The organism is Arthrobacter sp. 179 (assembly GCF_052379645.1).
Classification (GTDB): Bacteria; Actinomycetota; Actinomycetes; order Actinomycetales; family Micrococcaceae; genus Arthrobacter_H.
The window spans coordinates 1-13,531 of the sequence record NZ_JBQSYU010000039.1 but is presented as its reverse complement, the minus strand read 5'-3'; the positions used below and the strand labels follow the sequence as shown (position 1 = coordinate 13,531).

The window sequence follows — 13,531 nt, the reverse complement described above, 5'->3', positions numbered from 1 at the left end:
CGGGGGGGGGGGCCACTGTCGGGGGCCGCACGCCGCGTTCTGCCGTACTCCGACGTCCTTCAGAGGCGTCTTGAGCAGGAAGTCCCATAATGAACAAGACAGGCCCGATCAAACACGCGCGCCGCGCGCTGTTGTGGCTCGGCGTGATGATCCTCGCCCTTTCGGCGGTGTTGATCAGTGGCGTCGCAACCCAGCAATCGACCTTCGCCCCCAAGCTGGCCCTGGACCTGGAGGGCGGCACGCAGATGATCCTGTCCCCGAAGGTCCAAGGCGACCAGGAAATCAACCAGGAACAGCTGGAACAAGCGGTGAAGATCATCCGCCAGCGTGTCGACGGTTCCGGTGTCTCCGAAGCGGAGATCACCACCCAGTCAGGCCGCAACGTCGTGGTCTCCATGCCGGGTTCCCCGGATGAGAAGACCCGCGAACTGATCCAGGCCTCGGCGAACATGGAGTTCCGTCCCGTCATCGCTGCCGGGACCTGGGAAGCGACCCCCAAGGCGGAGCGCACCAAGAAGGCCGACCTGCCCAAGCCGACGGCGAAGCCGAAGAACGGTTCGGACGAGAACTGGATCGACGGCAAGCTGCTGAAGAAGTTCGAGGCCTATGACTGCGCGGACGAAAGCGCGAAGTCCAATATCGAGAACGGCGATCCCGACGTTCCGATGATCTCCTGCGATCCCAACCAGCAGGCCAAATACATCTTGGGCCCCGTCGCCATCCCCGGGACGGACATCGCCGATGCCACCTCGGGCATGTCGACCTCGGACCAGGGATTCAACACCGGCAAATGGGTCGTCAACTTGGAGTTCAACTCCGAGGGCGCCAAGAAGTTCGGTGAAGTCACCAAGCGCCTGGTCTCCATGCAGGGCCCGCAGCACCAGTTCGCGGTCGTCCTGGACGGCAAGGTCCTCACCGCCCCGACCGCCAACGCACAGATCGGCAACGGCAAGGCGGAGATCAGCGGCAACTTCACCGAGGAATCCGCCAAGGCCCTGGCCGAGAAGCTGAAGTACGGCGCCCTGCCGATCAGCTTCGAGATCCAGTCGGACCAACAGATCTCGGCGACCCTGGGTTCGGATCAGCTGCGCATGGGCATGATCGCCGGCATCATCGGGCTGGCCCTGGTCGCCGTGTACTCCTTCTTCCAATACCGGCTGCTCGGCCTGGTCACCATCGTCTCGCTGCTGGTGGCAGGGGTGTTGACCTATCTGGCCATCGTGTTGCTGGGGTGGGCGCAAAACTATCGGCTCTCCTTGGCCGGCATCGCCGGCATCATCGTCGCCATCGGACTGACGGCGGACTCGTTCATCGTGTACTTCGAACGGGTCCGTGACGAACTTCGTGACGGGAGATCCCTGCCCTCGGCCGTGGAAACCGGCTGGAAGCGGGCCAAGCAGACGGTCATCGCCTCCAAGGCGGTGAACCTGTTGGCCGCCGTCGTGCTGTACGTCGTGGCGGTGGGCAATGTGAAGGGCTTCGCGTTCACCTTGGGGCTGACGGCGATCGCCGACCTCATCGTCGTGTTCCTGTTCACCCACCCCATGCTGCAGATCCTGGCCCAGACCCGGTTCTTCGGCGAAGGCCACCGCCTCTCGGGGCTGGACCCCTCGCTGTTGGGCGCCGAACCCCTCTATAAGGGGGCCGGACGGATCCGCGACTTCCGCCCGACGGTCGACACCTCCAAACGCCATTCCGGCGCCTCGAAGGAAGCCGCCCGGCGGCAGACGATCGCCGAACGCAAACAAGCCGAACGAGGGTCCGCGGAATCCCAGTCGGTCGCGACGAAGGAAGACGATAATGCCTAATCTCGCCACCTGGGGCAACGAGCTCTATACGGGAAAGCGTTCCTACCCGTTCATCGCCAAACGCAAGCTGTGGTTCTCCATCGCCGCGGTGCTGGTCCTGGCCTCGATCATCCTGCCGATCGCCAAGGGCGGCTTCAACCTGGGCATCGAGTTCAGTGGTGGTTCCGAATTCACCATCTCCGATGTCAAGCACACCGACGTCAAGGTCGGGGAGGACGCCATCAAGGCCATCGCCCCCGACCACGCCCCGACGGTCACCAACATCGCGGCCAACACCATGCGCGTGCAGACCGAACGGTTGACCAACGATCAGACCCTGAAGGCCGGTGACGCCCTGGCCGACGCCTACGGCGTCTCCGACGACGAGGTCACCTCCTCCTTCGTGGGTCCCTCCTGGGGCGCGGATGTCTCGCAGCAGGCCCTCCTGGGCCTGATCGCGTTCGTCGTGTTGGTGGCCCTGCTGATGGCCGTCTACTTCCGCACCTGGAAGATGTCGCTGGCAGCGATCATCGGCCTGTTCACGGTCGTGATCATCACCGCAGGCATCTACGCGCTCTCGGGTTTCGAAGTCACCCCCAGTGCGATCATCGGGTTCCTGACGATCCTGAGCTATTCGCTCTATGACACCGTGGTGGTCTTCGACAAGATCCGCGAGAACACGGCCCATACGTTCGAACAGACGGATCGGACCTATATCGAGCACATCAACCTGGCCGTGAACCAGACACTGGTCCGCTCGATCAACACCTCGGTGGTCGCCGTGCTTCCGGTGGGCTCGATCCTGTTCATCGGGTCCTACCTGTTGGGTGCGGGCACGTTGAAGGACCTGTCGCTGGCCCTGTTCGTGGGCATCATCGTGGGCACCTTGTGCACCGTCTTCATCCAGGCACCGCTCTACGCGGTGCTGCGCCACGGCGAGGCCGATGTGCGCGAACACAACAAGAAGGTCCTAGCCAAGCGCGGGGCCGATCTGCACTCCCAGGCGGCCACTGCCGGCTGAGCCGTCACACCCGGGCAGCGGAAGTGACCGCAGAGCCCCGGGGGTGCTATAACCTTGAGGAACGGAGGGGCCACGGGCGGTTAGCCGCTCGTGGCCTCCCCGTCACCCAGGCCCCGGAAGCGTAGTGCGAACCGGGTACAGCGAGAGGACCTGCCATGGCGGAACCCACAGCCCGGGCAGCGAACGGCGCGGCCGACCAGCCGGCCAAGCCGGCGTCACCACCGCCGGCAGCCCGACGCCGCGGCGGGACCATGTCCCGACTGGCCCGTTTCGCCGGGCGCAGCACCTCCGGACAGCCCCCGATCCTCGAACCGCTGCTGCGCACCGTAAGGGCGAACAGCCCGCGCGAGGACCTTGATCTGATCACCCGCGCCTTCACCGTGGCGGAGCGGTGCCACGAAAACCAGAAGCGCAAAAGCGGCGATCCCTACATCACCCACCCGGTGGCGGTGGCGACCATCCTGGCCGAGATGGGCATGACCGGAAGCACGCTGGCCGCGGCGCTGCTGCATGACACGGTCGAGGACACCGACTATTCGCTCGAGGACCTCGCCCGGGAATTCGGCGACGAGGTCGCCATGCTCGTCGACGGGGTGACCAAGCTGGACAAGGTCCAGTTCGGCGACGCCGCCCAGGCCGAGACCGTCCGCAAGATGGTCATTGCCATGGCCCGCGATATCCGGGTCCTGCTGATCAAACTCGCCGACCGCCTGCACAACGCCAGGACCTGGCGGTACGTTTCCCCGGAATCCAGTGCCAAGAAGGCCCGCGAAACCCTGGAGATCTTCGCGCCGCTGGCCCACCGTCTGGGCATGAACACCATCAAATGGGAACTGGAGGACCTCTCCTTCGCGGCCCTGCACCCCAAGGTCTACGAGGAAATCGTCCGCATGGTGGGGGACCGGACCCCCGAACGCGAAAAATACCTGTCCACGGTCAGGACCCTCATCGGCGAGGACCTGCACCAGCAGCGCATCCGGGCCACCATCACCGGCCGGCCCAAACACTATTATTCGATCTACCAGAAGATGGTGGTGCGCGGGAAGGAATTCGACGACATCCACGACCTCATGGGCGTGCGCGTGCTCGTGGACAGCGTCCGCGAATGCTATGCGACCCTGGGGACCCTGCATGCGCGCTGGAACCCCCTGCCCGGGCGGTTCAAGGACTACATCGCGATGCCGAAGTACAACATGTACCAGTCGCTGCACACCACCGTGGTCGGCCCCGACGGCAAACCGGTCGAGATCCAGATCCGCACCCACGATATGCACCGGCGTGCCGAATACGGCATCGCCGCGCACTGGAAGTACAAATCCGGTGCGGCTAAGACCAAGGCCGTCGGCCAGGACGGCCAGGACCTGAACTGGCTGCGCAGTGTCATGGACTGGCAGCAGGAGACCCGCGACCCCGGCGAGTTCCTTGATTCGCTGCGTTTCGAGATCAACGCGGCCGAGGTCTTCGTCTTCACCCCCAAGGGCGAGGTCATGGCCCTGCCCGCCGGGTCGACCCCCGTGGACTTCGCCTATGCGGTCCATACCGAGGTCGGCCACCGCACCATCGGGGCCCGGGTCAACGGCAAACTGGTCCCGCTGAACAGCGAACTCCACCACGGGGACTGGGTGGAGGTCTTCACCTCCAAGGCCGAAGGTGCCGGCCCCAGCCAGGACTGGCAGGGGTTCGTCAAGAGCCCCCGGGCCCGGAACAAGATCCGCCAGTGGTTCACCAAGGAACGTCGCGAAGAGGCCATCGACAAGGGCAAGGACCAGCTCACCAAGGCCCTGCGCAAGAACAACCTGCCGCTGCAGAAGCTGATGACGCACGATACGCTCACCGCCGTCGCCCAGCAGTTGCGCCACTCGGATATCGCCGCCATGTATGCCGCGGTCGGTGACGGACACACCTCCGCCCAGAACGTCATCGAACACCTCCAGGCGCTGGTGGGCCCGACCCACCCGCATGAAGCCGACTTCGACGAGACCCCCTCCTTCACCCCCGGAACCTCCCGCCAGACCCACGACGCCGGGGTGGTCGTCCCCGGGGCCGGGGACGTCATGGCCAAACTGGCGCGCTGCTGCACCCCGGTGCCCCCGGATGCCATCCGCGGCTTCGTCACGCGGGGTTCGGGGATCTCGGTGCACCGGGCCGACTGCGCCAACCTGCAGGCCCTGGGCGATCAGGCCGAACGGCTGGTCGAGGTGCAATGGGCCCCCACCCAGTCCAGTGTGTTCCTGGTGGAGATCCAGGCGGAGGCGTTGGACCGCAAATCGCTGCTCTCCGACGTCACCAAGGTGCTCTCGGACAATCAGGTCAACATCCTCTCGGCCAGTGTGGTCACCGGTAAGGACCGGGTCGCGACCTCCCGCTTCTCCTTCGAGATGGGCGATCCCAAATACCTGAACCACGTCCTGAACGCGGTGCGACGGATCGACGGGGTCTACGACGTGTACCGCACTTCCGAGGGCCGCCGGCGCTCGTAGCGGCCTTCGGGGCCCTGGACCTCATCGGGGGACGGCCGCCAGCGACGGCAATCCCGCCACCAGGTCCCAGGCCGCCCGTTTACCCGGTCGACGGCCCGTGGCCTCGATCGCGGACAACAGCTCCTGCCTGCTGCACCCACCGCTGCGTGGACCGGTCAGACGACTGAGCACCTGGCGCGCCACGGCCGGGCCACCATGGAAGGCGACGTCCAGGCCCGTGCGGACCGGGGTCGTCACCGGCATCGCGAAGCGCCCCTGGACCTCACTGGGCTCCAGCACGCATTCATGCAGCGCCAACCGGACGGGGCCGCGCTGCAACGGGATGCGATGGAACCGCGAAACCAGTAGTTCAAGGACCTCCGGTGCCGGGTGGAAGCCATGCACCCAGGCCGCTGCCAGCCGTCCGATGACGGCCGATTCGTGCAACCGGGGGCCGGCCACCGTGGCCACCGCCGCGGCGCGCAACGCCGGGCCGTCCTCGACGGCCGAACACACGAACGTCCCGGGCAGCACCTGGCGCAGGACCCCCTCGGCACGCAGCACCATCAGCTCCGGAGCGGCAAAGGGCCGCCCGGGTTGCAGGAGCGCGGTGACCTCGGTGGCCTCGATCGGATCCATCATGCACCCACTGTGGCAAAGGGGGCGTCGCGGCAAAAGGGCCGGCCACCAGCCTGTGGATACTGGTGACCGGCCCTCCAGAGCCGGGCACGGGTGCTCCGCGGACCGTTACCGGTCACTGGGGAGCAGGAGCCGGCAGAGGCCTACTCGAAGTCCTGGGCGGACTCCTGGAGGGTTTCGAACCAGGCCCGGCGGGCCGAGAGGGCTTCCTCCGCCTGCTTGATCCGCCGTTCGTCGCCGGAGGCCTTCGCGGTTTCGAGTTCGGTCTCCAACTCCGCAATGGTGTCCTCGAGCTGCGTAAGCATGCTGTTCGAGCGGGCCTTGGTCTCCGGGTTGGAGCGACGCCACTTCTCGTCTTCGGCACCACGCAGGGCGTCCTCGACGGTGCGCATTCCGCCTTCCATGCGCTGCATGGCCGAGCGGGGCACCTTCCCTGCAGCCTCCCAGCGGTCGCGAATCGGCTCGAAGGCCTTCTTCGCCGCGGCCAGATCCTTGATCGGCAGCAGGGCCCTGGCCTCGGCGAGGATCTTCTCCTTCACCGCGAGGTTCTCCTCGAATTCCTGATCCAGTTCCTCGTTGGCCCGCGAGCGGGCATTGAAGAAGATGTCCTGGGCGGCCCGGAAGCGGGCCCACAGGGCGTCGTCGTCCTTGCGGGAGGCCCGCTTGGAGGCCTTCCACTCGTCCATCAACCGGCGGTATTCGCCCGCCGTCGGCCCCCATTCGGTGGACCCCGACATGGCCTCGGCCCGCGCGATCAGATCCTCCTTGACGCGCTTGGCCTCGGAATTATCGGCATCCAGCCGCGAGAAGAAGGCACGACGGTGGCGGTCGAACGTGGTCCGGGCCCCACGGAACCGCTTCCAGAGGCCGTCCTCGGTGGAACGGCCCAGACGCGGACCGTTCTTCTGGGCCGACTTCCACAGCTCGAACAGTTCGTTCATCCGGTTGCTGCCCTGTTTCCACTGGACGGTGGCCGGATCCTGGGCGGCGAGTTCCTCGGCTTCAACGACGATCGCCTCCCGGGCGGCCAGTTCGCGGGCCCGGTTTTCCTCCTGCGTCTTGCGTTCGGCCTTCTGCCGTTCGGCAACTTCCTGCCGGGCGGCGTCCAACCGGCCCTGCAACGCCTTCAGGTCACCGACCATGATCCGTTCGGTCACCAGCTGCTGGAGGTGGTCCAGGGTCTTGTTCATGTCCGTGGAGGGGGCGTGGGCGGCCACGCGCTGTTCGAGCAGCAGCAACTGGCTGACCACGTCGTCGTGCTTGCGCACGAAATAGGCGAGCGCTTCGGTGGGGGTGGCGTCCGGGTATTGGCCGACCGGGAACTCCTCGCCCTCGACGAGGACGAAGACGTGGCCGTCATCGGTGACGCGGCTGAACTTCGCGGCCTCGTCCAGGTCGCTGCTGTAGGCCGGGGGAGCGGGGACCACCGGGGTCGGCTTGCTGGACTTCGGTCCCGCCTGCGGGCGGGGCATGGCCGCCGGGGTGGGCGTCGGTCGCGGGGTGGCCGAGGGCTTGGGAACTGCCGTGGGCTTCGGGGCGTCGGCGGGCTTCGGCGCTGCCTCTGCGGCCGGGGCGTCGGCGGCCGGTGTCTGCGGCTCGGGCGACGTGGCGGGAGCCTGCTGCGTGGCGGGGGTCTCTGACTCCGTGGCGGGGGCCGCCTGCGCCGGGGAGGTCTGCTGCTCGGAGGTGCCTACGGGCGCACCTTGGGTGGACTCGTCGGGCTGGCCTGCGTTGTCGTCGGATTGCGTGGAGCTGTTCACCGCTAAAACTCTTTCGTTCGGAGTCGGTCCGGAAGTTCCCCGGAACCCTGTGTTTCCTCCGTAACTGTACCGAGTCAGTGCTGCAACAAGGTAGTTTGCCGCGGGCCGGGTCGCTATGGCGGTCTCGAACGACATAGAATCGTGCGGTTACCTCCCGGACCCGGGCACGCCGGCGCGACGCCATCCGGAACGGCAGCATCCCACCATCCCCGCGAAGGAGTCTTCACCCCTATGGCACGCAAGGCCTCATTGTCAGGTTTCCCCGAGTGGCTACCCAACGAACGCCTCGTGGAGCTCCATGTCCTGGACAGCCTGCGGCGCAGCTTCGAACTGCACGGGTTCAGCAACATCGAGACCCGGGCCGTGGAAACCGTGGGCCAACTGCTGCGCAAGGGGGAGATCGACAAGGAGGTCTACGGGCTTTCACGGCTGCAGAACGACGACGGTGAGGCGGCGGGGACGGACCCCCACGCCCTGGCCCTGCACTTCGATCTGACCGTTCCCTTCGCCCGCTACGTGGTGGAGAACGCCGGACACCTGGCCTTCCCCTTCCGCCGCTACCAGATCCAGAAGGTCTGGCGCGGGGAGCGACCCCAGGACGGCCGATTCCGCGAATTCACCCAGGCCGACATCGACGTCGTCGGTGATGGGGCCCTACCCTTCCGTTACGACGTGGAACTGGCCCTGGTCATCGCCGACGCGCTCAGCGCCCTGCCGATCGGCGACTTCACCGTGCGGGTGAACAACCGCAAACTAGCCGAGGGCTTCTACCTCGGACTGGGGATCGAGGACACCGCCGGGGTGCTACGCAACATCGACAAACTCGAGAAGATCGGCCCCGAGAGGGTCGCCGAAGCGCTGGTGAACGAGATCGGCACCACCGAGGAACAAGCCCGGGCCGCCCTGGCCCTGGCCTCGATCCGCACCGCCGACACCTCCTTCGTCGAACAGGTCAGGGCCCTGGGGGTGGAGCATGAACTGCTCGAGACGGGCCTGACCGAGCTGGCGGAAGTCATCGACGTGGCCACCCGTCGGGCCCCCGGCCAGGTCGTGGCCGACCTCTCGATCGCCCGCGGCCTGGACTACTACACCGGCACCGTCTACGAAACCGTGCTGGTGGGCCACGAGAAGCTCGGGTCCATCTGCTCGGGCGGCCGTTACGAATCCCTGGCCTCGAAGGGCAACCGCGTCTTCCCCGGCGTCGGACTGTCCATCGGGGTCAGCCGGTTGGTCTCCCGGATGCTGTCCGACGGCGGCCTGAAGGCCAGCCGTGATGTCCCCAGCGCCGTATTGGTCGCTCTGAACGACGACGACTCCTGGTACCCCGCCCAGGACGTCGCCGCGGCGCTGCGTGCCCGCGGCATCGCCGTGGAGGTCGCGGCCCGGGCCGAGAAGTTCGGCAAACAGATCCGCTATGCCGACCGCCGGGGGATCCCCTACGTCTGGTTCACCTCAGCCGAGGGCACCCATGAGGTCAAGGACATCCGTTCCGGCGAGCAGGTGGTGGCCGACCCGCATGCCTGGACGCCCCCGGCAGAGGACCAGCACCCGGGAATCAGCGCCTCCTGACCGGGGCGGGCCCCCCGGGAGCCGCCCCGGTTGTCGGGGGGCCCACCACTGCCGGTAAACTCGACCCAAACCCATAATTGAACCAACGCGTGCCGGGCCCGGGGAACCCCCGGGAGCACGCGAGGAACCCCTCGAAAGGACTTCAGTGCTGCGCACTCACGACTTGGGCACGCTCAGGGCCGAACACATCGGACAATCCGTCACCCTGGCCGCCTGGGTAGCCCGCCGCCGGGACCATGGAGGGGTCGCCTTCCTGGATCTGCGTGATGCCTCGGGTGTGGCCCAGATCGTGGTCCGCGACGAAGCCGACTTCCACTCCCTGCGCAATGAATTCGTGTTGCAGATCGTCGGCACGGTAGAACGCCGTCCCGATGGCAACGAGAACCCGGCCCTGGCCAGCGGCGAGATCGAGGTGATGGCGGACTCCGTCGTCGTGCTGAACACCTCGGCACCGCTGCCGTTCCAGATCGACGAGCACGTCGAGGTCGGCGAGGAGGCGCGGCTGCGCCACCGCTACCTGGATCTGCGCCGTCCAGGCCCGCACGCGAACATCCGCCTGCGCTCGGAGGTCAACCGGGTGGCTCGTGAACTGCTGCACGACCAGGGTTACGTCGAGATCGAGACCCCGACGCTGACCCGTTCCACCCCCGAAGGCGCGCGTGACTTCCTGGTGCCGGCCCGTCTGGCCCCCGGCTCCTGGTACGCCCTGCCGCAGTCGCCGCAGTTGTTCAAGCAGCTGCTGCAGGTCGGTGGATTCGAGAAGTATTACCAGATCGCCCGGTGCTACCGCGACGAGGATTTCCGGGCGGACCGCCAGCCGGAATTCACGCAGCTGGACATCGAGGCCTCCTTCGTCGAGCAGGATGACATCATCGCCCTGGGCGAGCAGATCGTCAGTGCCGTCTGGAACCTGATCGACGTGCAGGTCCCGACCCCCATCGCCCGGATGACCTACGCCGATGCCATGCAGAACTACGGCTCGGATAAGCCGGATCTGCGCTTCGGTCTGGAACTGACCGAACTGAAGGATTTCTTCAAGGACACCACCTTCCGCGTCTTCCAGGCCCCCTATGTCGGCTCGGTGGTCATGCCCGGCGGTGCTTCGCAGCCGCGGCGGACCTTGGATGCCTGGCAGGAATGGGCCAAGCAGCGCGGAGCCAAGGGCCTGGCCTACGTCCTGGTCCAGGAGGACGGTTCGTTGACCGGGCCCGTGGCCAAGAACCTCACCGACTTCGAGCGGGAGAACCTGGCCACCACGGTCGGCGCCACCCCGGGGGACTGCATCTTCTTCGCCGCCGGCTCGGCCTCCGAATCCCGAGCCCTGCTGGGCGCGGCCCGGGTCGAGATCGGACACCGCACCGGGTTGATCAAGGACGGGGACTGGGCCTTCGTCTGGATCGTCGACGCCCCCATGTTCGAATCCTCGGCGGCCGCCGTGGCCTCCGGCGACGTCGCCGTCGGTGCCGGGCAGTGGACCGCGGTCCACCACGCCTTCACCTCCCCGAAGCCGGAGTTCCTGGACACCTTCGACACGGATCCGGAAAACGCCCTCTCCTATGCCTACGACATCGTGTGCAACGGCAACGAGCTCGGTGGTGGTTCCATCCGCATCCACCAGCGCGAGGTGCAGGAACGGGTCTTCAGGATGATGGGGCTGGATGAGGAATCCGCCCAGTCGAAGTTCGGCTTCCTGCTGGACGGGTTCAAGTACGGCGCCCCGCCGCATGGCGGCATCGCCTTCGGTTGGGACCGTGTGGTGCAGCTGCTCACCGGCACCGAGTCGATCCGCGACGTCATCGCCTTCCCGAAGACCGGTGGCGGTTTCGATCCGCTGACCCAGGCGCCCGCGGAAATCACCGCGCAGCAGCGCAAGGAGGCCGGCGTCGACGCCAAGCCAGAACCGAAGAAGGCCGCCAAGGCGGACCAGCAGGACGGGGCGTCCGCCGACGCCTGATCATGCTGGAACCGGCGGCCCGGCAGAGCGCACCGGGGCACACCGCTGTCCAGCACATCGACTCCGCCTGGACGGGGACCCGGCCGGCCACCATCGGCCGGTCCTCGTCCGGCGGGTGGTGGCCGGCCGGGGAAGCGATGAGCGGTCCCCGAGGCGTGCTTCGGTCCGCCAGGATCCCCGTGGTGATCAGCCGGGGAGATCGGCCGTATCGACGATGAGGGTGAACGGCCCCGAGTTGACCAGGGAAACATCCATCTGCCCGCCGAAGACCCCGTGCTCGACTCGTGCCCCGAGGTCCCGAAGGGCGGCCATGAACGCCTCATACAAGGGTTCGCTCAGCGCCCTCGGTGCGGCGGCCGACCATCCCGGTCTCCGGCCCTTGCGCACGTCCCCGTAGAGGGTGAATTGGCTGACCACCAGCAACGGGGCGCCGAGATCGGCGCAGGATTTCTCCGCCTCGAGCAGGCGCAGACGCCAGATCTTCGCGGCCAAGGTGGCGGCCTCGGCGTCCGTATCGGTCCCGGTGACCCCCAAGAGCACCAGGAGCCCCGGCTCGTCGATACGCCCGACCACCGTCCCCTCGACTTCGACCGAGGCCTTCGAAACCCGTTGGACTACTGCCTTCATGCCCTGGCCCTTCGCTCGCACGACATCACCCGTCCACCGTAGCGCTACGCCCCGGCACCACCGTGCGGGCACTAGGCTGGATGGGTGAACGATTTGTTGAGTCCGCTGGATGACGACTCCGAGGACGAACCCACCCGCGGATCCTCCCGCCCCCGGCCGCCCCTGGCAGTGCGCATGCGCCCGCAGACGGTGGCCGAACTCGTCGGTCAGCAACATCTGCTCAAACCCGGCTCGCCGTTGCGCCAACTGGCCGGGGTCGATGGGCCCGGTCCCTCCGGACCCGCCAGTGTCATCCTCTGGGGACCGCCGGGAACCGGCAAGACGACCATTGCCCATGTCATCGCCCGGGCCCCCGGCCGGCGTTTCGTAGAACTCAGTGCCATCACCGCCGGGGTCAAGGATGTCCGCCGGGTCATGGACCAGGCGTTGACGGACCGGGACCTGAACCGGATCACCACGGTGCTTTTCCTGGACGAGATCCACCGCTTCACCAAGGCCCAACAGGACGCCCTGCTGCCGGGGGTGGAGAACCGGTGGGTGGTGCTCATCGCCGCGACCACGGAGAACCCTTCCTTCTCGGTGATCTCGCCGCTGCTGTCGCGTTCCCTGCTGCTCACCTTGCAGCCCCTGGAGGAGGAGGACATCCGTGGACTGGTGGTCCGCGCCGTTCAGGATCCCCGCGGACTGGACGGGACCGTTTCACTGGAACCTGCCGCATTGGATCACCTGGTCCGGCTCAGCGGAGGCGATGCCCGCCGCGCGCTGACCGCCTTGGAAGCCGCCGCCGGGGTCGCCTGGGGCGAATCTGACGGTGTCGAAGCCAGTCCAGGGAACGACGGCGAAGCCCCGGCCGAGGGCGAGGAACACGCTGCTGTCCCGATCCCGGTGAACACCTCCCATGCCGAGCGGGCCATGGATGCCGCCGTCCAGCGCTACGACCGGGCCGGGGACCAGCACTACGACGTGATCAGCGCGTTCATCAAGTCCATTCGTGGCTCCGATGTCGATGCGTCACTGCACTATCTGGCGAAGATGATCGAGGCGGGGGAGGACCCCCGGTTCATTGCCCGCAGGATCATGATCAGTGCCTCGGAGGACATCGGCATGGCCGATCCGACGGCCCTGCAGAGTGCGGTGGCCGCGGCACAAGCAGTGCAACTGATCGGGATGCCCGAGGGCCGGATCATCCTGGGCCAGGCAGTGGTCCACTTGGCGACCGCCCCGAAGTCCAACGCCTCCTATCAGGCGATCAACGCCGCCATCGCCGATGTCAGGGGCGGTCGAGGCGAGGGGATCCCCCCGCATCTACGCGATGCCCACTATCCCGGCGCCGGACAACTGGGCCACGGCAAGGGGTACCTCTACTCCCATGACGCCCCGCATTCGATCGCCGAACAGCAGTACGCCCCCGACGATCTGGTCGGTCGCGATTACTACGCGCCGACGGCCAATGGGGCCGAACGTGGCATCGGTGAACGGCTGCAGCGGATCCGACGGATCATCCGCGGTCGCTGAATCCGCCAACGGAACCTCTACGGCCCGAACCCTTCTCCTACCCTCCAGTAGGTGCCACACTGGCCCCAAGGACGCTTGGCCGGCCGGGGGGACGGGCGGAATCGAGCTTGCGCCGATCGGAGGATCCCTTGGCTACCTACGAATACGCTACGGACGAGACAACTGTTCTCGCCCCCCGGGTGGTACCGGTCTCCAAGGGG

Annotated in this window: 9 protein-coding genes; 6 read left to right on the top strand and 3 right to left on the bottom strand. The window is 67.0% G+C overall.

Features of this window, described 5'->3' with window-relative positions; genetic code table 11:
- The first annotated feature begins 89 nt into the window (after nt 1-89).
- The 3 genes from secD (at nt 90) to ACT3UE_RS15270 (ending at nt 5,288) form a co-directional block, all read left to right on the top strand.
- Nucleotides 90-1,808, top strand: coding sequence for a protein translocase subunit SecD (gene secD, locus ACT3UE_RS15280; protein ID WP_444555689.1), 1,719 nt, complete (start codon nt 90-92; stop codon nt 1,806-1,808).
- Nucleotides 1,801-2,808 (top strand): protein translocase subunit SecF, encoded by a 1,008-nt coding sequence (gene secF, locus ACT3UE_RS15275; protein WP_444555688.1) that lies wholly within the window; start codon nt 1,801-1,803, stop codon nt 2,806-2,808. The genes secD and secF overlap by 8 nt, the downstream gene beginning before the upstream one ends.
- A 251-nt stretch (nt 2,809-3,059) precedes the next feature.
- Nucleotides 3,060-5,288 carry a RelA/SpoT family protein gene (locus tag ACT3UE_RS15270; protein WP_444555690.1) on the top strand — a complete coding sequence of 743 codons (2,229 nt, stop codon included), beginning with the start codon at nt 3,060-3,062 and terminating at the stop codon, nt 5,286-5,288.
- A 21-nt stretch (nt 5,289-5,309) separates the two neighbouring features.
- Here ACT3UE_RS15270 and ACT3UE_RS15265 read toward each other — a convergent pair whose 3' ends face one another.
- Nucleotides 5,310-5,909, bottom strand: coding sequence for a hypothetical protein (locus ACT3UE_RS15265; protein WP_444555687.1), 600 nt, complete (start codon nt 5,907-5,909; stop codon nt 5,310-5,312).
- A gap of 140 nt (nt 5,910-6,049) precedes the next feature.
- Nucleotides 6,050-7,666: a DUF349 domain-containing protein gene (locus tag ACT3UE_RS15260; RefSeq protein WP_444555686.1), complete on the bottom strand. Its 1,617-nt coding sequence runs from the start codon at nt 7,664-7,666 to the stop codon at nt 6,050-6,052.
- Between the two features lie 231 nt (nt 7,667-7,897).
- On the opposite strand from ACT3UE_RS15260, the gene hisS reads away from it, so the two are divergent.
- Complete coding sequence (gene hisS, locus ACT3UE_RS15255; RefSeq protein ID WP_444555685.1) at nt 7,898-9,235, top strand: histidine--tRNA ligase; 1,338 nt, start codon at nt 7,898-7,900, stop codon at nt 9,233-9,235.
- Nucleotides 9,236-9,380: 145 nt separating this feature from the next.
- The gene (gene aspS, locus ACT3UE_RS15250) at nt 9,381-11,189 is read left to right on the top strand and encodes an aspartate--tRNA ligase (protein WP_444567003.1); all 1,809 of its coding nucleotides are present in this window, start codon (nt 9,381-9,383) and stop codon (nt 11,187-11,189) included.
- Nucleotides 11,190-11,375: 186 nt separating this feature from the next.
- Here aspS and dtd read toward each other — a convergent pair whose 3' ends face one another.
- Entirely contained in the window at nt 11,376-11,816 is a 441-nt protein-coding gene (dtd, locus tag ACT3UE_RS15245; protein WP_444555683.1) for a D-aminoacyl-tRNA deacylase, read from the bottom strand.
- Nucleotides 11,817-11,900: 84 nt separating this feature from the next.
- Between dtd and ACT3UE_RS15240 the strand changes: the two genes are divergently transcribed.
- A complete protein-coding gene (locus ACT3UE_RS15240) occupies nt 11,901-13,331 on the top strand; it encodes a replication-associated recombination protein A (RefSeq protein ID WP_444555682.1) in 1,431 nt (476 codons plus the stop codon).
- Nucleotides 13,332-13,531 lie beyond the last annotated feature (200 nt).